This window comes from Variovorax sp. OK605 (assembly GCF_900115445.1).
Taxonomy (GTDB): Bacteria; Pseudomonadota; Gammaproteobacteria; order Burkholderiales; family Burkholderiaceae_C; genus Variovorax.
Map to the genome: position 1 here is coordinate 215,364 of NZ_FOWL01000007.1, position 20,014 is coordinate 235,377.

General features: G+C 68.9%; 16 protein-coding genes. 7 read left to right on the plus strand and 9 right to left on the minus strand.

Annotated elements, in window-relative coordinates:
* Positions 1-20: 20 nt before the first annotated feature.
* Genes BM013_RS19750 through BM013_RS19790 form a run of 9 tightly spaced genes read right to left on the minus strand, consistent with a single transcriptional unit; the run spans position 21 to position 9,123 of the window.
* Positions 21-1,223, minus strand: a complete 1,203-nt coding sequence (locus tag BM013_RS19750) for a mandelate racemase/muconate lactonizing enzyme family protein (RefSeq protein ID WP_093129343.1) — start codon at positions 1,221-1,223, stop codon at positions 21-23.
* 39 nt (positions 1,224-1,262) lie between these two features.
* Positions 1,263-2,312: a tagatose 1,6-diphosphate aldolase gene (locus BM013_RS19755; RefSeq protein ID WP_093129344.1), complete on the minus strand. Its 1,050-nt coding sequence runs from the start codon at positions 2,310-2,312 to the stop codon at positions 1,263-1,265.
* An 8-nt stretch (positions 2,313-2,320) separates the two neighbouring features.
* Positions 2,321-3,274 (minus strand): PfkB family carbohydrate kinase, encoded by a 954-nt coding sequence (locus BM013_RS19760; protein WP_093129345.1) that lies wholly within the window; start codon positions 3,272-3,274, stop codon positions 2,321-2,323.
* Position 3,275: 1 nt separating this feature from the next.
* Positions 3,276-4,340: an ABC transporter ATP-binding protein gene (locus BM013_RS19765; protein ID WP_093129346.1), complete on the minus strand. Its 1,065-nt coding sequence runs from the start codon at positions 4,338-4,340 to the stop codon at positions 3,276-3,278.
* A gap of 12 nt (positions 4,341-4,352) precedes the next feature.
* Positions 4,353-5,327 (minus strand): alcohol dehydrogenase catalytic domain-containing protein, encoded by a 975-nt coding sequence (locus tag BM013_RS19770; protein WP_093129347.1) that lies wholly within the window; start codon positions 5,325-5,327, stop codon positions 4,353-4,355.
* A gap of 10 nt (positions 5,328-5,337) precedes the next feature.
* The gene (locus tag BM013_RS19775; protein WP_093129348.1) at positions 5,338-6,150 is read right to left on the minus strand and encodes a carbohydrate ABC transporter permease; all 813 of its coding nucleotides are present in this window, start codon (positions 6,148-6,150) and stop codon (positions 5,338-5,340) included.
* A gap of 13 nt (positions 6,151-6,163) precedes the next feature.
* Positions 6,164-7,051 carry a carbohydrate ABC transporter permease gene (locus BM013_RS19780; RefSeq protein ID WP_093129349.1) on the minus strand — a complete coding sequence of 296 codons (888 nt, stop codon included), beginning with the start codon at positions 7,049-7,051 and terminating at the stop codon, positions 6,164-6,166.
* Between the two features lie 16 nt (positions 7,052-7,067).
* A complete protein-coding gene (locus BM013_RS19785; protein WP_093129350.1) occupies positions 7,068-7,811 on the minus strand; it encodes an SDR family NAD(P)-dependent oxidoreductase in 744 nt (247 codons plus the stop codon).
* A gap of 4 nt (positions 7,812-7,815) precedes the next feature.
* The gene (locus BM013_RS19790; protein WP_093129351.1) at positions 7,816-9,123 is read right to left on the minus strand and encodes an ABC transporter substrate-binding protein; all 1,308 of its coding nucleotides are present in this window, start codon (positions 9,121-9,123) and stop codon (positions 7,816-7,818) included.
* A 197-nt stretch (positions 9,124-9,320) separates the two neighbouring features.
* Here BM013_RS19790 and BM013_RS19795 point away from each other — a divergent pair, with 197 nt between their 5' ends.
* The 7 genes from BM013_RS19795 (at position 9,321) to BM013_RS19825 (ending at position 20,013) form a co-directional block, all read left to right on the plus strand.
* Positions 9,321-10,343, plus strand: coding sequence for a LacI family DNA-binding transcriptional regulator (locus BM013_RS19795; RefSeq protein ID WP_093129352.1), 1,023 nt, complete (start codon positions 9,321-9,323; stop codon positions 10,341-10,343).
* A gap of 213 nt (positions 10,344-10,556) precedes the next feature.
* Positions 10,557-12,182, plus strand: a complete 1,626-nt coding sequence (gene xdhA, locus BM013_RS19800) for a xanthine dehydrogenase small subunit (RefSeq protein ID WP_093129353.1) — start codon at positions 10,557-10,559, stop codon at positions 12,180-12,182.
* 2 nt (positions 12,183-12,184) lie between these two features.
* Entirely contained in the window at positions 12,185-14,644 is a 2,460-nt protein-coding gene (xdhB, locus tag BM013_RS19805) for a xanthine dehydrogenase molybdopterin binding subunit (protein WP_093129354.1), read from the plus strand.
* Between the two features lie 103 nt (positions 14,645-14,747).
* Positions 14,748-15,743, plus strand: coding sequence for a LysR family transcriptional regulator (locus BM013_RS19810; RefSeq protein ID WP_093129355.1), 996 nt, complete (start codon positions 14,748-14,750; stop codon positions 15,741-15,743).
* Between the two features lie 77 nt (positions 15,744-15,820).
* Positions 15,821-17,221, plus strand: a complete 1,401-nt coding sequence (locus tag BM013_RS19815; RefSeq protein WP_093129356.1) for an NCS2 family permease — start codon at positions 15,821-15,823, stop codon at positions 17,219-17,221.
* A gap of 121 nt (positions 17,222-17,342) precedes the next feature.
* Positions 17,343-18,869, plus strand: coding sequence for an ABC transporter ATP-binding protein (locus BM013_RS19820; protein ID WP_093129357.1), 1,527 nt, complete (start codon positions 17,343-17,345; stop codon positions 18,867-18,869).
* Positions 18,862-20,013 carry an ABC transporter permease gene (locus BM013_RS19825; protein WP_093129358.1) on the plus strand — a complete coding sequence of 384 codons (1,152 nt, stop codon included), beginning with the start codon at positions 18,862-18,864 and terminating at the stop codon, positions 20,011-20,013. The genes BM013_RS19820 and BM013_RS19825 overlap by 8 nt, the downstream gene beginning before the upstream one ends.
* Position 20,014 lies beyond the last annotated feature (1 nt).

Below are 20,014 nucleotides of genomic sequence, written 5' to 3' on the forward strand. Positions count from 1 at the left end.
CGCGCCGCCGCGGTGCCGGGCTACACGCCGACCACGCCGACCAGCGGAATCTCGACCACGAAGCCCTTGCACGCCGCCAGGTCCGGCGCCACGCCCAGCCCGGGCTCGTTCGACAGCTGTACCCAGCCGTCGTTCACGGTGAAGTTGGGCACCGCCAGCAGTTCGCGCAGCGGGTTCGGGTTGCTGTCGACTTCCACGTAGCCCGGCCCGCCCACGGCGGTCTTCAGGTGCATCGACGCGACAAGGCCGATGCCGCCGCCCAGCCAGTGCGGGCAGTACCACTTGCCGGCCGCCAGGGTTTGCTTCGCCACCTCGAGGCAGCCGCTGAAGCCGCCCCATTTGCCCAGGTCGGGCTGGATGACGGCCATGCCTTCTGTCGCAATGAAGTCGCGGTATTGCGCGAAGCCCGCGAGGTTCTCGCCGCCGGCCAGCGTCAGCGGCTGGCGCTCGCTCAGCTCCTTCCAGCGCTGCGCGGGCTGGTCGGCGCGCAGCGGTTCCTCGAGCCACAGCAGGTCGAAATCTTCCATGCGCCGGCCGGCCTGGCAGGCTTCGTCGAAGTCCCAGGCCTGGTTGGCGTCGACCATCATCGTGGCCTCGCTGCCGAGCGCATCGCGCAGGGCGCGCAGGTTGGCCAGGTCGCGCTCGGCGCCAAAGCCCACTTTGAGCTTGAAGGCCCGGTAGCCCTCGTCGCGCTTGCGCAGCGCCAGCGTCTCGGGGTCGGTCGGGTTCAGGCCCGAGGCATACACCTGCACCGGCCGGGCCTGCGCACCGCCCAGCACCTGCCACAGCGGCTTGCCCTGGCGGCGCGCGTGCAGGTCCCACAGCGCCGTGTCCACGCCCGCCACGATCTGGTTCAGCGTGCCGTGCTCGCCGGTCTGCAGCGCGAGCACCGCGAAACGCTTCGTGAGTTCGTCGAAGCACTCGCGCGGATGCGACCACGCGCGGCCGGTGACGGCCGGGCGGCAGTAGGCCAGCGCCATGCGCGCGCGGTGCTCTGCGCCCACCGTCGGAAAGTTGCACCAGATCTCGCCCCAGCCCACCGCGCCGTCGGCATCGGTGAGCCGCACCAGCACCGCGGGCCGGTCGCGCATGACGCCGAAGGAGGTCTGCACCGGCGGCTCGGCCGGGGCGCGGAACACGAAGACGTCGAGGCGCTCGACGGTGAGGGCGCTGGAGGTGCTGGAGGCGCTTGATGCCGCGGAATCCGGTGCGATGGATGTCATGCGCCGATTGTCCCGTGCGCGTTTGCCCCGCGCACGCCGTCAGGCATACGCCGCGCAGAGCTCGCCTTCGGCCTTCATGGCGTCGAAGGCGCTGTAGTCCGCATGCCAGGCGTTGCCCGCGCGCAGCGTGAGCGCTTCCAGCTCGGCCAGCGTGGCGCTGCCGTCCTTGCGCAGCTGCTCGGCGCACAGCGCGAGGTCGGGGAAGTTCTGCAGCGCCTGCCACCACACCGCGCGGCCGGCCAGGAAGCCGTGCGCGCCCGCGGCGTAGGCGTACTCCATCACCCGCACGAACTGCGGCGAGGTCACGCCGGCCGACAGCATCACCCACGGAATGTCCGCGGCCTTGCAGATGGCGCCCATTTGGTCGAACCAGCCCTGCGCGGCGGTGTGCGCCGCGCCGCCGTCGCGCGCGGGCAGGGTGGCGCCGGGCAGCGGGCTCTCGAGCTTGAACAGGTCGACGCCGTACTCGGGCCTGGCGAATTCGCGCACGCTCTCGATGACCAGCTCGGGCATCTTCTCTGGCGACTCGATGTAGTCCACCGTGTGGCGCTCGCTCTTGGGAAAGGGGTACACCAGCAGCTCGAGCACCAGCGGAATGTCCCACTGGCGGCACTCCTCGCCGATCTTGCGCACGTAGTCCTGCTGGTGCGCTAGCACGTCGGGCTCGGCATCGGGGCGGTACCACGCCAGCACCTTCACGCCGTCGCCGCCGGCGCGCTTGATCTTCTCCACGCTCCAGTCGTTGATGGAGTGCGACAGCCGGCCGCCGGGCGTGTCGCGAAAGCGGTGGTCTTCGAGCGTGACGACCAGGCCGGTGTGCGCGGGCAGCTTCTGCAGCGCGGCCGGGAAGGCGTAGTTCGGGTCGAACAGCATGGCGCTGGCGTGTGCACCGAGCGTGTCGACCAGCGTGCGCTTGACGTCCACCATGTCGGCAAAGCTCACGTCGGCGGGCGCAATGCCGCGCTTGGCGCCGATCAGCTGCGCAATGGGTGGGCGCTGGTCGAGCGCGACCATGGTGAAGTGGCCTTGGGGCGTGGCCATGCGGCGCATGCCCCATTTCTTGCCGAGGTTCAGGGCAGGTGTTGTCATGAGAGGAATCACTCCTTGATGGAATCGACGAGGGACATCGCGGTGGCGAAGTCGGGCACGCCGGCGCGTCCGCCGGGTCGTGTGCACTTCAGGGCCGCCACCGCGGCGGAAAACTGGAAGGCGCGGCGCACGGGCCAGCCGGCGCCCAGCGCGAAGGCGAACGCGCCGTGGAACACGTCGCCGGCGCCGGTGGTGTCGACGGCCGTCACCTCGAAGGCGGGCAGCGCGTGCAGCCCGTCGGCGTCGGCCCAGCGCAGGCCGTGTTCGCCGAGCGTGACCGCTGCCAGGCGGCAGCCGCGCGACAGCGCGAAGTTCAACTGCGCGTCGACCGAGCGCGTGCCGGTGGCGTAGCCGGCAAGGCCAGGTTCGGAGAACACGGCGTGGTCGGTGTGCGGCAGCAGCATGTCGAACACGGCGGCATCGGCCACGTCGCCGTCGAGCACGGTGGGCAGGCCGCGCTCGCGCGCCGCGCCGAACAGCGCCAGCGCGCCTTCGGGCCAGCGCGGGTCGGCCAGCACGGCGTCGGCTTCGGCCAGCGTGGGCAGGGGCAGCCATGCGGGTTCGGCGGGCAGGCCGGCGCCGCGGAAGTTGACGATCATGCGTTCGCCGCGCGTGTCGACCACGATGCCCGAGAGCGACGAGCGCGCCCCTTCGAAGAGGCGGAAGTGCACAACGTCGACGCCGAGCGCGGCGAGCTGCGCCTTCATCTCGTGCCCGGCGCGGTCTTCGCCGGCGCGGCCCCAGAACTGCACCGCCGCGCCGAGCTTCGCGGCGGCCGCGGCCGCATTGGCCGCCATGCCGCCGCCGCCTTCGCGCACGTCGCCAGCGCGGGTCTTGCCGCCGCCTTGGGGGAGGGTGTCGACCTGCCAGGTGATGTCGAGGGCGGACAGGCCGAGGCAGACGACGCGCGGGGCCGGGCGTTGCGGGTGTCGCGGGTGGGGCGGAGGGTGCGAGGGCGTCATTTCAGCATCGCAGCACGGCACCGTCGGTCGTGCCGAACAGGTGGCTCTTGTCCATGTCGAAGGCCAGCGTGATCGTGTCTTTCGGCCGCACCTGCAGCTCGGGCGCCACGCGCGACACATGGCGCTTGCCGCCGCGATCGAAGTACACCAGCGTGTCCGAGCCCAGCGGCTCGACCACGCTCACCTGCACGCGCAGGCCGGGCGCATCGGCCGGCAGCACCCGCATGTGCTCGGGCCGCACGCCCAGCACCGCGGGCCCGGTCACGCCCGCGCAGCGCGCGGGCATGGCGAACAGCGTGCCGTCGTCCATGCGCACGTTGCCGGCTTCGGCCTGCACGTCGAAGAAGTTCATGGTCGGCGAGCCGATGAAGCCGGCCACGAACTGGTTGGCGGGCGACTTGTAGACCTCCTCGGGCGTGCCGAACTGCTGCACCACGCCGGCCTTCAGCACCACGATGCGGTCGGCCATGGTCATGGCCTCGACCTGGTCGTGGGTCACGAAGATCATGGTGGTCTTCAGCTGCTGCGAGAGCGCCTTGATTTCGGTGCGCACCTCGCCGCGCAGCTTGGCGTCGAGGTTGGACAGCGGCTCGTCGAACAGGAACACCTTCGGGTTGCGCACCATCGCGCGGCCCATGGCCACGCGCTGGCGCTGGCCGCCCGACAGCGCCTTGGGCTTGCGCTCGAGGTAGGGCTCGATGCGCAGCATGCCGGCGGCGCGGTCGACGCGGCGCGCGATCTCGTCCTTCGGCGTGTTGCGCATCTCCAGGCCGAAGCCCATGTTGTCGCGCACCGTCATGTGCGGGTAGAGCGCGTAGTCCTGGAACACCATGGCGATGTCGCGCTGCGCCGGTGCCACGTCGTTCACGCGCGTGTCGCCGATGAAGAGGTCGCCGCTGTCGATGGGCTCCAGGCCCGCGATGATGCGCAGCAAGGTCGACTTGCCGCAGCCCGAGGGGCCGACGAAGACCACGAACTCCTCGTCGCGGATCTCCAGGTCGAGCGAGGGAATCACGGCCACGTCGCCGAAGCGCTTGACCAGTCCGTTCAGTCGGATGGACGCCATGCCTGTGCGTCCTCAGGCGAAAGCCAGCAGCGGCTTCACCAGCTCGCCCGCCACGAAGCGCCCGAACATCTCGGGCAGTTGCTCGATGCCGAACTGCGCGTCCACCAGCTTGCGGTAGCGCGCCTTCTCGCCGCGCAGCAGCTCCACGTTGAGCGCGAAGTCGCTCTTGGGGAAGTAGAAGGTGCGCACCATGTAGAAGTCCTTGCGGCGGATGGCCTTGTTCTCCTGCACCGGCCAGGGCTGGTCGCTCTCGCCGATGAGAATGAGCACGCCGCGCGGCAGCACGATCTCCATGCCCAGGCTGCGCGCGGCGTGCGCGCCGCTGCACTCCACGATCAGCTTGAAGCGCTTGCTGGCGTCGCCCACCGGATGGCGTTTGGCGCCGAACGACTCGGCCAGCTGCAGCCGCTCTTCCTTCAGGTCGGACACGTACACGTCGGTGTAGCCGATGTTCTGCAGCGCGATGAGCGCGCCGATGCCCACCGGGCCCGCGCCCGTCACCAGCACCGGGCCGGTGGTCTCGGGCGGCACCAGCGGCTTGACGAAGCGGATGCCGTGCGCCGCGGTGCCGATGGTGTCCAGCAGCAGCGGGGCGAGCTCGTCCTCGATGTCGTCGGGCACGGGCAGCAGGCACTGCTCGGGCACGGTCAGGTACTCGGCGTAGCCGCCGGGGCGGTTCCAGCCGACCAGCACCGACTCGTTGAGGCACATCTGCGTGTCGCCCGCGCGGCAAGAGTCGCAATGGCCGCAGTGCACCGGGATGTAGACCAGGCAGCGCTTGCCGTCCAGCGCATGGCCGGGCTGCTGCACCACGCCGAAGATCTCGTGCCCAGGCGTGAAGCTGGCGCCGTTGAACCAGAGCTTGGTGTCCGAGCCGCACAGCGCGGTGCGGCGCACGCGCAGCAGCACCTCGCCCGCGCCGGCAACCGGCATGGGCGCCTCGCCGATGGTGATGTTCTTGTCGCCGTGAAAAATGGCAGCTTGCATGAGGAGTCTCCTAACCTTTGACGGCGCCCATGGCCAGGCCCGACACGAGCCTGCGCTGGACGATGAATGCGAGGGCCAGCGGCGGCAGCGCGATGAGGGTGGCCGCCGCCATGAGGGCGCCCCAGTTCGACGCGCCTTCGCCGATGAAGTTGAACGACGCCGCAATGAGCGTCTTGGTGTCGCCGTTCGACAGCACGAGCGCGAACAGGAAGTAGTTCCAGGAGAACACGAACGACAGGATCGACGACACCACCACGCCCGGCATGACCAGCGGCAGTGCAATGCGCCACAGGATGCGCGGCACGCTGCAGCCGTCGACCTGCGCGCTTTCGAGCACGCTGCGCGGAATGTTGTCGAAGAAGGGCAGCAGCACCCAGATGACGATCGGCATGGTGATGGCCGCGTGCGTGAGGATGAGCGCCCAGTAGCTGCCGATCATTCCGGCCTCGCGGAACATCACGTACCACGGCAGCAGGAACAGCGTGCCCGGCGCCATGCGCGCCAGCAGCGTGACTGTGGCCGGCCAGGTGATGCGCGTCCACGAGACCGCGAACGCCGCCGGAATGCCCAGCAGCAGGCCGATGGCGGTCGAGCCCACGGTGATGACCGTGCTGTTCCAGGTGTAGTGCAGGAACGGCGTGCTGTCGAAGAGCGTGCGGTAGTTCTCCAGCGTGGGCGAGAACATCAGCTTGGGCGGGTAGGCCGTCACTTCGGCCGAGGGCTTGAAGGACGACAGCGCCATCCACGCGATGGGCAGCAGGATCAGCAGCGCCACGAAGGCGATCTGCAGCAGGTTGAGGCGTTGCACGAGCTTGTCGTTCACGGTGTCTCCCGTTTCACCACGCCACGCGCTTGCGCGCCTGGGTGAGCACCATCACCGCGCCGAGCACGATGGCCGACAGCGTGATCATCAGCGCGCTCGAGTAGCCGATCTCGAACAGCTCGAAGCCCTTGCGAAAGCCGTAGATGTTCAGCGTGTTCGACGCGTTGCCCGGCCCGCCCTGGGTGGTGATGTAGATGATGTCGAAGAAGCGCAGCAGGTCGACGCTGCGCAGGATGGCCGCCGTGACCAGCGTGGGCATGAGCAGCGGCAGCGTGATGCGCCAGAAGGTCTTCCAGCGCGAGGCGCCGTCGATCTGCGCGGCCTCGTACACGTTGGGCGGTAGCGACTGCAGGCCGCCCAGCACGATCAGCGCGACGTAGGGCGTCCACTGCCAGGTGTCGATCATCGCGACCGTGGGAATCACCCACACGGGCGAGGCCAGCCAGTCGGAGCGCGGCAGCCCCACGGCCTGCAGCAGGTAGTTGGCGGCGCCGATGGACGGGTCGAGCACCACCAGCCACATCATGCCGACCACCACCGGCGGCAGCACGAAGGGCGAGATCATGAGCGTGCGCACGATGCCCGACAGCTTCTTCGAGCCGTGCAGCAGCAGCGCCACCCAGGTGCCCAGCACCAGCTGCAGCACCAGCGAGAGCACGTACAGCACCAGCGTGATCTTCAGGCCGTTCCAGAACTCGCCGTCGGCCGCCATCTCGACGTAGTTCATGCCGAAGTTGAGCTTGGGCTTGCCGCCGAAGCTGTACTCGTGCAGGCTGAACCACACGGTGTAGGCGAAGGGGAAGGCGATCATCGCGGTCGTGAAGATCACGGCCGGCAGCGAGAGGAACGCGAGCTGGCCGCGCGTGCCGATGGATTGGCTCGGTGGGCTGGATTGGCTCATGCGTCGTCCTTTGCCTTCAGCCCGCGAGGAAGCCGCCGTCCACCGCGAGCACGGTGCCGGTCACGTAGTGCGCCGCGGGCGAGGCCAGGAAAACGGCGCTGCCCGCGATGTCGCCGGGCTGCGCCCACTGGCCCAGCGGAATGCGCGAGCGGATGCGCTCGTAGTGCGCCTGGTCCTGCCGGCCGGCCGCGTTGATGGCGGTCTCCACATAGCCCGGCGCGATGGCGTTCACGCGCACGCCGCGCTCGGCCCAGGCCAGCGAGAGCGACTTGGTGAGCATCACCACGCCGCCCTTGCTCGCGCAGTACGCCGGGATGAAGGGCAACGCGACGAAGGCGTTCATCGACGCCACGTTGACGATGCTTCCCTTGCTCTTTTCCAGCAGCGGCAGGCTCGCGTTGCACAGGCGGAAGGTGCCGGTGAGGTTGACGTCGAGCACGCGCTGGAAGGTCTTGATCTCGAACTCCTTGAAGCGCGCGAGGATGCCGGCGCAGTTGACCAGCGTGTCGAGCCGGTCGAGCCCGCCGACGAAACCGGCGACCTGCGCGTCGCTCGTCACGTCGAGCGTGCGCAGCGAAAGCTCCGGCGAAATCTCTTGCACAGGCGCCAGCGAACTGGCCGCGAGCGCGGCCTCGTCCACGCCGGTGGCGACGACGCTGCAGCCCATCTCCAGGAACGCGCGCGAGATGGCGGCACCGATGTCTCCGGCGCCCCCGACCACCAGCACTCGGTGGCCTGCGGAAAAGTCGAACACGGCCATCGGGTCAGTCTTTGGCGATGAGCGCGTCGAGCTGCTTGTCGGCGTCGGCGCAGGCCTGCGCCGGGGCCTTCTGGCCCAGCAGCAGTTCGGTGGCGGCCTGGCCGATGAAGTCGCGCGAAGCCGGGTTGGCCACGATGGGGTAGCCCACCTCCGAGGTGCCGGTGCGGCTCAGCTCGTTGACGGCTGCGACCCATTCGGCGCGCACCGGCTGCTCGTCGGTCCAGGCCTTGTAGCCGGGCGCCTTGGCCACGGCCGCGCGCGGCGGCGCCACGCCGTCGAGCGCCAGCCTGGCCTGCACGGCGGGACTGGTGGCCCACTGCACGAAGTACCAGGCGGCTTCCTTGTTCTTGCTGTGCGCCGACACCGACATGGTCCAGCCGATCACGGTCGGGTGCGAGCCGCCGGGGCCGGCCGGCAGCACGGCGACGGCGGTGTCCTTCAGGCGGGCGCCGCCGTCCATCACGTTGCGCAGCTCGTTGGAAGACTCGAAGGCCATGGCCGCCTTGCCCTCCTTGTAGAGCGAGGAGATCTGATAGAAGCTGTAGTTCACGACGCCGGGCGGGCCGTAGTCCTTCAGCAGCTTGGCGTACAGCGCCAGCGAGGCCTGGCCTTCCTTGCTGCACAGCTGCGACTTGCCGTCCTTCATGTACTGGCCGCCCATGTTGTGCAGGAACACGCTGTACGTGAAGGGCAGGGCGGGCTTCAGGCCGCGCGACACGAAGGGCGTGACGCCGGGCTCGCAGCTCTTGAGCTTGGCCGACACGGCCTCCAGCTCGGGCAGGCTCTTGGGCAGCGACACGCCGCACTTCTGGAACAGGTCCTTGCGGTAATACAGCACCGGACCCTCGACGTTCATCGGGATGCCGGTGAGCTGCTTGTCGTAGGTGGCGTCCTTGAGCATGCCGGCGCTCAGGTCGGCGAAGTCGTAGTCCTTGGCGCTGGCGCCCTTCACGAAGTCGTTGAGGTCGGCGTACCAGCCGGCCTTGGCGAACTGCATGCCCTCGCGCGAGGGCAGCGACATGAACACGTCGATCTCGTCGCTGCGCGAGTTCATCACCGTCACCAGGCGCTGGCGCATCTGCTGCTCCTGGTAGGAGTCGACCTTCAGCGTCATGCCGGTCTGCTGCTCGAAGTCGCCCTTGTACTTGAGCAGCGCGTTGGCCACGGGGTTGTTGTTGGCCAGGAAGGTCAGGGTCTTGCCCTGGTGCTTCTTCCAGTTGAACTCCTGGGCGAAGGCGGTGCCGGCGCAAGAAGCCGCGGCGAGCAGGGCGACGGCGCGAACGGATGCGGTGGCGCGAAAGGCTTGTCTCATTTCTTTGTCTCCTGTGACGTGTCAAAGGCGAGGTCATCACAGCGCGTGAATCGCCATGTAACCGTTTACAAAATTATCGGAACGAGGCCCATCGATGTCAACGCGGAGAAAGGCGGTTAACAGGAGAAATTGATAGGTGATTTCCCTCAAAATTGGCTGTAAACGGCTACGTATCGCTTCCTGTAAACTGTTTCATCATGAAGCCGAAATCAGTGGGAATCCGGGACGTCGCCAAGCACGTGGGCGTTTCCACGGCCTCGATTTCGCGCACGCTCAACAACCCCGAGTCGGTGAGTCCCGAGCTGCGCATGCGCATCGACGCGGCCATTGCCGAGCTCGGCTACATCCCCGACGCCGCGGCGCGCGCGCTGTCGTCGCGCCGCACGCGCACCATCGGCGCGATCATTCCGACGGTGGACAACGCCATGTTCGCGCGCGGCATCGAGGCGCTGCAGAGCTACCTGTCGCTGCAGGGCTACCTGCTGCTGCTGTCCACCAGCGGCTACGACCCCGAGACCGAGGCGCGCCAGGCGCAGAACATGGCCAGCCGCGGCATCGACGGGCTCATTCTTCGCGGCGACACCCACACCGACGCGCTGCGCCGGCTGCTGGCCTCGCAGCGCATTCCGTTCGTGAACGTGGGCGTGTACCACCCCGACAAGCCCTACGCCTCGGTCGGCGGCAACAACGAGGCCGCGGCCTACCGCGCCTGCCGCTACCTGATGGAGCTGGGCCACACGCGCATCGGCATGGTGGCGGCGATCTCGTCGAACAACGACCGTGCCACCGCGCGCGTGTCGGGCGTGCGGCGCGCGCTGGCGGAAAGCGGCCTCGCGCTCAGGCCCGAGTGGTACATCGAGGTGCCCTACCACCTCGACGATGCGCGCCAGGGCGCGCGTGCGCTGCTGTCGTCGTCGCGCGAGCAGTGGCCCACCGCGGTGGTCTGCGGCAACGACGTGATCGCCTACGGCGTGCTGCTGGAGGCCGAGCGCCGCGGGCTCAACGTGCCGAACGACCTGTCGGTGATGGGCTTCGACGACCTCGAATGGAGCCGCCACCTGCGCCCCAGCCTCACCACCATGCACGTGCCGACCGACGAGGTCTGGACGCGTGCCGGCGAGTACCTGGTCAAGTCGCTGGCGGGACGGCCGGCCGCGCTGCACCATGAGGTCGACGTGTCGCTGGTGGTGCGCGAGTCGACCAGCCGGCCCCGCGCGTAGCGCGGTACGCTCCGCCGCACGGCCTGCCGCGCCCGGCATCACGGGCCATGGAGCGCCATGGCGCAAGAATTGCAGCATCCCCGCAAGGGTTTCCCCGTACGTGGCATACCGACCCCCACATACGCGTTATGGGCGACCCCGTATGCGCGACGCCGGACAAGCCGCTAACGTCCATGACTGACCCACAACGGGTCCCCCACGAGCCCAAAAAGCATGAGCACCGACAGCAGCCACCGCAGCCAGATCCAACCGATCCAACCCATCCGCTTTTTCCATCGCGGAAAGATCGTCGACGTCACCGGCGTCCACCCGACCCGTTCCGTGCTCGACTGGCTGCGCGAGGACGCCCGCTGCACCGGCACCAAGGAAGGCTGCAACGAAGGCGACTGCGGCGCCTGCACCGTCGTCATCGGCGAGCTGGCCAGCGACCCGCACGCGCCAGGCGCCGTCGGCGGGCTGAACTTGCAGACCGTGAACGCCTGCATCCAGTTCCTGCCCACGCTGCACGGCAAGGCGCTCTTCACCGTCGAAGACCTCAAGGGCCAGTGCAAAATCGAAAAGACCGCAGAGAAGAAGCCCCACGCCGTGCACACGCTGCACCCCGTGCAGCAGGCCATGGTCGACTGCCACGGCTCGCAGTGCGGCTTCTGCACCCCCGGCTTCGTGATGTCGCTGTGGTCCACCTACGAGCACCACCAGACCGAAGGCACGCAGCCCACGCGCCAGCAGCTGGCCGACGACCTGTCGGGCAACCTGTGCCGCTGCACCGGCTACCGGCCGATCCTCGACGCCGGCCAGCGCATGTTCGACCTGCCCGCCGTGCGGCTCGACACCCAGCCCGTGGTGGCGGCGCTCACCGCGCTGCAGAACGACGGCCTGGACTACGCCGCCCCGCTCGGCGCGCGCATCGACCATTTCCACGCCCCCAGGACCCTGGCCCAGCTCGCCGCGCTGCGCGAGCAGAAGCCGCGCGCCCAGTTGCTGGCCGGCTCCACCGACGTCGGCCTGTGGGTCAACAAGCAGTTCCGCGACCTCGGCGACATCATCTACGTGGGCGACGTGGCGGAGATGAAGACCATTGAAGACAGGGCCGATGAGCTCTACATCGGCGCCGGCGCCTCGCTCGAATCGGCCTTCGCCGCACTGGTCGAGCGCGTGCCCAGCCTGTCGGACGTGTGGCTGCGCTTCGCCTCGCCGCCGATCCGCCACGCCGGCACCATGGGCGGCAACGTGGCCAACGGCTCGCCCATCGGCGATTCGCCGCCGGTGCTGATGTCGCTCGACGCGCAGATCGAGCTGCGCCGCGGCGACGTGGTGCGCCGCATGCCGCTGCCCGAGTTCTACCTCGACTACATGAAGAACCAGCTGCAGCCGGGCGAGTTCGTGCAGGGCATGGCCGTTCCGCATGCCGCCATGCGCCGCCAGGTGCGCGCCTACAAGATCAGCAAGCGCTTCGACTGCGACATCTCGGCGCTGTGCGCGGGCTTCGCCATCGAGTTCGAGGCCGGCTCGGACACGGTGAAGGCCGTGCGCCTGGCCTTCGGCGGCATGGCCGCCACCGTGAAGCGCGCCGCGAGCGCCGAGGCCGCCATCGTCGGCAAGCCCTGGACGCAGGCCAGCGTGGCCACCGCCAAGCTCGCGCTGGCGCAGGACTTCAAGCCGCTGTCGGACATGCGCGCCTCGGCCGACTACCGGCTGCTGGTGGCGCAGAACCTCATCCAGCGGCTGTGGCTCGAAACCCGCGCCGACGACGCCCTGTCGCTCGAAGAAACCAGCGTCTGGAGCGTGATGCCCCACGCCACCTCCGCCACGACCCCGGCCACGGCCGCAGGAGTCTGACCATGAACAAACCCATCGACGCCCGCCTGCTGCAGCCCGCCGAGGCCTTTGCCGACTACCTGACCAACGCCGCCGCGCGCATCGACGTGGGCGCCGAAGCGCTGGCGCACGAGCGCGGCATGCGCGTGGGCATCAGCCGCCCGCACGAGTCGGCGCACCTGCACGTGGCCGGCGAGGCCACCTACATCGACGACATTCCCGAGCTTGCCGGCACGCTGCATTGCGCGCTGGGCCTGTCGCCGGCCGCCAACGGCCGCGTCACGGCGCTGTCGCTGGACGCCATTCGCGCGATGCCGGGCGTGGTCGCGGTGCTCACGGCCGACGACATCCCGGGCACCAACGACTGCGGCTCGATCATTCACGACGACCCCATCCTGCTGCCGGTGAACGACGGCGGCGAGATCCGCTACCTCGGCCAGCCGGTGTTCGCCGTGATCGCCGAGACCCGCGACGCCGCGCGCCGTGCCGCCGCCAAGGCGAAGGACGCGCTGACCATCGAGGCGCAGCCGCCCGTCATCACGCCGCAGGACGCCCATGCGCGCGGCCAGTACGTGGTGCCGCCGATGCACATCGTGCGCAGCGGTGGCGGTGCCAACGGGGGCGACGAGGCGGCAGTGCACGCCGCCATCGCGCAGGCGCCGCACCGCCACAAGTCCACGCTCGACGTGGGCGGGCAGGAGCAGTTCTACCTGGAAGGGCAGATCAGCTACGCCATTCCGAAGGAAGGCGGCGCGCTGCACATTCACTGCTCCACGCAGCACCCGAGCGAAATGCAGCACCTGGTGGCGCATGCCATGCACCTGCAGTCGAACGAGGTGCATGTGGAATGCCGGCGCATGGGCGGCGGCTTCGGCGGCAAGGAGTCGCAGTCGGCGCTGTTCGCCTGCGTGGCCGCCGTGGCGGCGCGGCAATTGCAGCGCCCGGTGAAGCTGCGGCTGGACCGCGACGACGACTTCATGGTCACCGGCCGGCGCCACTGCTTCTGGTACGAGTACGAGGTGGGCTACGACGACGAGGGCCGCATCCTGGGCGCGGAAATCACCATGGTCTCGCGTGCCGGCCACTCGGCCGACCTGTCGGGTCCGGTGATGACGCGCGCGCTGTGCCACTTCGACAACGCCTACTGGCTGCCCAACGTGAGCATGCACGGCTTCTCGGGCAAGACCAACACGCAGAGCAACACGGCCTTTCGCGGCTTCGGCGGCCCGCAGGGTGCCATTGCCATCGAGAACATCATGGACTCGGTGGCGCGCGAGCTGAAGCGCGACCCGCTGGACGTGCGGCGCGTCAACTTCTACGGCAAGACGGAAAACAACGTCACGCCGTACCGCCAGACCGTGACCGACAACATCGTCCACGAACTCGTGGCCGAGCTCGAAGCCAGCAGCGACTACCGCGCGCGGCGCGAAGACATCGCGGCCTTCAACAAGAAGAGCACGGTGCTCAAGCGCGGGCTGGCGCTGGCGCCGCTGAAGTTCGGCATCTCGTTCAACGTGAAGCACTTCAACCAGGCCGGCGCGCTGGTCCATGTGTACACCGACGGCTCGATTTTGGTGAACCACGGCGGCACCGAGATGGGCCAGGGCCTGAACACCAAGGTGGCGCAGGTGGTGGCGCACGAACTGGGCGTGAGTTTCGAGCGCGTGCGCGTCACCGCGACCGACACCACCAAGGTGGCCAACACCTCGGCCACGGCGGCCTCGACCGGCGCCGACCTGAACGGCAAGGCCGCGCAGGACGCGGCCCGCCAGATCCGCGAGCGCCTGGCCGATTGCGCGGCCGAGCGCCACGGCGGCAAGGCCGGCGACGTGCGCTTCGCCAACGACAAGGTCGAGGTCAACGGCCGCACGCTGGCCTTCAGCACCGTGGTGGGCGAGGCCTACCTGGACCGCAAGCAGCTGTGGTCCGACGGCTTCTATGCCACGCCCGGCCTGAGCTGGGACAAGGACAAGATGCAGGGCCGTCCGTTCTACTACTACGCCTACGGCGCGGCGGTGAGCGAGGTGATCGTGGACACGCTCACCGGCGAATGGAAGCTGCTGCGCGCCGACATCCTGCACGACGCGGGCAAGTCGCTGAACCCGGCGGTGGACATCGGCCAGGTCGAGGGCGCCTTCATCCAGGGCATGGGCTGGCTCACCACCGAGGAACTGGTGTGGCATCCGCAAAGCGGCAAGCTCACCACGCACGCGCCCAGCACCTACAAGATCCCGACGGCCAACGACTGCCCGCCGGTGTTCAACGTGCGCCTGTTCGAGGGCCAGAACTTCGAGGACTCCATCCATCGCAGCAAGGCCGTGGGCGAACCGCCGCTGCTCCTGCCGTTCTCGGTGTTCTTCGCGATCCGCGACGCCGTGTCGGCCGCGGGCGGGCACCGGGTCGATCCGCCGCTGAAGGCGCCGGCCACGAGCGAGTCGATCCTTCGCGCCATCACGATGGTGCAGGCAGCATCGGTCGAATGACAACGGGCCGTGCTCGCACGGTCCGAGCTTCACTTCCAACCCCCGGTTCGCCAAATGCTGCGCTGTATAACTGTTCGCACAGACAAGAAAGGTGTGAACAGCCATGAGAGACCAAGCGCTTTTCGACAAGATCGACCTGCATCTGATCCGGGTGCTTCACACCGTGCTGACCGACCGCAGCGTCTCGCGCGCCGCCATTCGCCTGGGCATGTACCAGCCGGCGGTCTCGGCCGCGCTGAAGCGGCTGCGCGAACTGTCGGGCGACCCGCTGCTGGTGCGCTCGGGCTCGGGCATGGTGCCCACCGACGCGGGGCTGCGCATGATCGAGCCGGCCGCCAGCATCCTGCGTGCGGCCGAGATGCTGTTCTCCGATGCGCGCGGCTTCGATCCGCAATCGGCGGCCACCACCTTTCGCATCGCGGCCAGCGACTACATGGACCCGCTGTTCCTGCCGATGCTGGTGGCGCAGGTCAAGCGCGACGCGCCGCTGTGCCAGATCGAGATCCACGCGCTCTCGCCCGACTCCGACTACCACGGCCACCTGGCGCTCGGCCAGGTCGACCTGGTGATCGGCAACTGGCTCAAGCCGCCGGAAGACCTGCACATGGCGCGCCTGTTCGGCGACGAGGTGGTGTCGCTGGTGAACAAGGACCATCCGGCGGTGCGCCGCGGCTGGGACCTGGAGACCTGGCTGGCGGCCGAGCACATCGCGCCCACGCCCATGCACCCGGGCGGGCGCGGCATCATCGACCAGATGCTCGACGAGCTGGGGCGGCAGCGCAACATCACGGCGCGCTGCGCGCACTTCGGCCTCATTCCCGACATGGTGGCCTCCAGCCTGCTGGTGCTGACCACCGGGCGCCAGTACTGCGAGCGCTTCGCCGCGCGGCTGCCGCTGAAGATCCTCGACTGCCCGGTGGCGCTGCCGCGGCTCATGTACTACCAGCTCTGGCACGAACGCACGCATTCGTCGAGCTCGGCGCGCTGGCTGCGCGAATGCATCAAGGACGTGGCGGCGTCGCTGCGCCCTCCGGTTTCCGCGATACCCGGCGGCGCCGCGGCGCGACCGCCCACGGCGCCTGAAACCTCCGATCCCTGAGAGATCCCGCTCGCGCCGGCGTCGTGAGCGGGGCAACGATGAAGAAACCGCCACTACAACAGCTGGAGACAAGCGAAATGAGTACGTTTGAACAGGCGCCGAAAGGCGCCGAGCCCCGCACGCCGGGGCATGTCGAGTCCGCACGTCCGCGTGCGGCTGTGGGCAGCGCAAGCGGCTCGGGCCTGCTGGAGAGGGTGTTCAAGCTCAGCGAGCACAACACCACCGTGCGCATCGAGCTGGTGGCGGGCCTGACCACCTTCCTCACCATGGCCTACATCATCTTCGTGAACCCCAGCATCCTGGGCGACGCGGGCATGCCCAAGGGCGCGGTGTTCGTGGCCACCTGCGTCATCGCGGCCTTCGGCACGCTGATCATGGGCCTGTATGCCAACTACCCGATCGCCATGGCGCCGGGCATGGGCCTGAACGCCTATTTCTCGTACGTGGTGGTGCTGGGCATGGGCTACACGTGGCAGGTGGCGCTGGGCGCGGTGTTCATCTCGGGCTGCCTGTTCCTGGTGGTCACGGTCACGGGGCTGCGCAAGCTGATCATCGACGGCATACCGCACTCGCTGCGAACGGCGATCACGGTGGGCATCGGCATGTTCCTGGCGCTGGTGGCGCTGAAGAGCGCCGGCGTGGTGGCGGCGTCGCCTGCCACTTTCGTGACGCTGGGCGACGTGCATTCGGCCCCGGTGATCCTGGCGACCATCGGCTTCTTCCTGATCGTGATCCTCGACCGCCTGAAGGTGCGCGGCGCCATCCTCATCGGCATCCTGGCCGTGACCGTGGCCTCGTTCTTCGTGGGCGGCAACAAGTTCGAAGGCGTGTTCGCGGCGCCGCCGTCGGTGGCGCCCACCTTCATGCAGCTGGACGTGATGGGCGCGCTCAAGGGCGGCATCCTGAACGTGGTGCTGGTGTTCTTCCTGGTCGAGATGTTCGACGCCACCGGCACGCTGATGGGCGTGGCCAAGCGCGCCGGCCTGCTGGTGCCGGGCAAGATGGAGCGCATGAACAAGGCGCTGCTGGCCGACAGCGGCGCGATCTTCGCGGGCTCGCTGCTCGGCACGTCGAGCACCACGGCCTACGTGGAAAGCGCGGCGGGCGTGCAGGCGGGCGGACGCACCGGCCTCACGGCGGTGGTGGTGGCCGCGCTGTTCCTGGCCTGCCTGATGATCTCGCCGCTGGCGGCCTCGGTGCCGGCCTACGCCACCGCGCCCGCGCTGTTCTTCGTCGGCTGCCTGATGCTGCGCGACCTGACCGAGCTGAACTGGGAAGACACGACCGAGGTGATTCCCGCCGCGCTCACCGCGCTGGCGATGCCGTTCACCTACTCGATCGCCACGGGCCTGGCCTTCGGCTTCATCTCGTACGCGATCCTGAAGCTGTTCACCGGGCGGGCACGGGAAGTGCATGTCTCGGTGTGGATCATCGCGGCCGTGTTCCTCTTCAAGTTCGCCTATGTCGGCGCCCATTGACCTGATGTCAAGGCGGATATGACCGGGTGCTGAGGCGCTCGGGCCGGGGGCGGTGTCGCTATTAAACTTATAGCTGTACACCGCCTGCGATGTTGAACGAGACACTCACGAAAAACCCGGCATGACAACCCCCAGACTCCAGCTCGCGCACATCACCAAGCGGTATCCCGCGGTGGTGGCCAACAGCGACATCTCCCTGGCCGTGCAGCCCGGCGAAATCCACGCCGTGCTCGGCGAGAACGGCGCCGGCAAGTCGACCCTGATGAAGATCATCTACGGGTCGGTCAAGCCCGACGAAGGCACCGTCATGTTCGACGGCCAGGCCGTCAACCTGCGCAACCCGCAGCAGGCGCGGGCGCTGGGCATCAGCATGGTGTTCCAGCACTTCAGCCTGTTCGACACCCTCACCGTGGCCGAGAACGTGTGGCTGGGGCTGGACAAGTCGCTGCAGCTGGCCGAGGTCACGCGCAACATCACCGCCAAGGCCGGCGAATACGGCCTGGACATCGACCCCGCGCGGCCGGTGCACACGCTGTCGGTGGGCGAGATGCAGCGCGTGGAGATCATCCGCGCGCTGCTGACCAACCCCAAGCTGCTGATCCTGGACGAACCCACCTCGGTGCTCACGCCGCAGGCGGTCGTCAAGCTGTTCAACGTGCTGAAGAAGCTGTCGTCCGAGGGCTGCAGCATCCTGTACATCAGCCACAAGCTGCACGAGATCCAGGAGCTGTGCAGCGCCTGCACCGTGCTGCGCGGAGGCAAGGTCACGGGCGTGTGCAATCCGCAGAACGAGAGCACGCAGTCGCTGTCGCGCCTCATGATCGGCAGCGAGCCGCCGCCGTTGCAGCACCGCCCGGTGCACGCGGGCGCGGTGGCGCTGCGCGTGAAGGGCCTGACGCTGGCGCGCGAAGACCAGTTCGGCGTGGACCTCGAGGCCATCTCCTTGGACGTGCGCGCGGGCGAGGTGGTCGGCATTGCCGGGGTCTCGGGCAACGGCCAGAAGGAGCTGCTGTACACGCTGTCGGGCGAGGACGTGCGCGCCGACGCGGCCATGGTCCAGGTGTTCGACAAGCCGGCCGGCCGGCTGCGCCCGCGCGCGCGGCGCGCGCTGGGCCTGCACTTCGTGCCGGAGGAGCGGCTGGGCCGCGGCGCCGTGCCCACGCTGGGCCTGGCGCACAACCTGCTGCTCACGCGCAGCGACGCGGTGGGCCGCGGCGGGTGGATCCGCACCGGCGCGCTCGAGCGCCAGGCCAAGGCCATCATCGAGCGCTTCAAGGTCAAGGCCGGCGGCCCCAAGGCGGCTGCGCGCTCGCTGTCGGGCGGCAACCTGCAGAAATTCATCGTCGGCCGGGAGATCGACGCCAATCCCAGGCTCTTCATCGTCTCGCAGCCCACCTGGGGCGTGGACGTGGGCGCCGCGGCGCTCATCCATGCCGAGATCCTGGCGCTGCGCGACGCCGGCTGCGCCGTGCTGGTCATCAGCGAGGAGCTCGACGAACTGTTCAACATCTGCGACCGGCTGCACGTCATCGCCAAGGGGCGGCTGTCGCCCTCCATCGACCGCGCGGCGGCCACGCTGCCGCAGATCGGCGAATGGATGAGCGGCCTGTGGCAAGGCCGGCAGCATTCGGAGGCCACCCATGCTTAAGCTCGAACCCCGCCCGGAGCTCTCGCGCTTCTGGAGCTATGCCTCGCCGATCCTGGCGCTGCTGATCACCGTGCTGATCGGCGTGGCGCTGTTCGCCGCGCTCGGCAAGGACCCGGTGAAGGGCCTGCTGGTGTTCTTCTACGAACCCATCAAGAACGGCTACGCCATCGGCGAGCTGATGGTCAAGGCCACGCCGCTGCTGATCATTGCGCTGGGCCTGGCCGTGTGCTTCCGCTCGAACGTGTGGAACATCGGCGCCGAGGGGCAGTTCGTGTTCGGCGCCATCGCGGCCGGCGGCGTGGCGCTGCTGGCCGACAAGAACACGGGCCAGTGGATCGTGGCGGCCATCCTGGTCGCGGGCATCCTTGGCGGCATGGTGTGGGCGGGCATCGTCGCGTTCCTGCGCGACAAGTGCAACGCCAACGAGATCCTGGTGAGCCTGATGCTGGTCTACGTGGCCACGCTGCTGCTGGGCTACATGGTCTACGGGCCCTGGAAAGACCCGAACGGCTACAACTTCCCGCAGACCAAGACCTTCGAGGCCATCACGCAGATCCCGCGCCTGTTCAAGGGCTCGCGCGTGACGATCGGGCTGGTCATCGCGCTGGTGGGCGCGGGGGCGCTGTGGGTGTTCCTGTTCCGCACGCGGGCGGGCTTCGCGCAGCAGGTCGGCGGCCTGGCGCCGGCGGCCTCGCGCTACGCCGGCTTCTCGGCGCGCCGCGCCGTGTGGATCGCGCTGCTGACCTCCGGCGGCGCGGCCGGCCTGGCCGGCGCGCTCGAGGTGGCCGGCCCGCTCGGCCAGCTCACGCCGTACGTGCCGGCGGGCTACGGCTTCGCGGCCATCATCGTGGCCTTCGTCGGCCGGCTGCACCCGGTGGGCATGGTCTTCTCGGCCATCCTGATGAGCATGTTCTACATCGGCGGCGAGCTCGCGCAGTCGCGCCTGGGGCTGCCCAAGTCGCTGACCGGCGTGTTCCAGGGCCTGCTGCTGTTCACGCTGCTGGCCTGCGACACGCTCATTGCGTACCGCGTGCGCCGCAAGGCGGCCGCCAAGGCCGCTGCCGCCACCATGACGACGGCCTCGCTGCAGGCCAGCACGCCGATCACCGCACCCGTCGCGCGTGCCACCGAAGGGAGCCACTGAC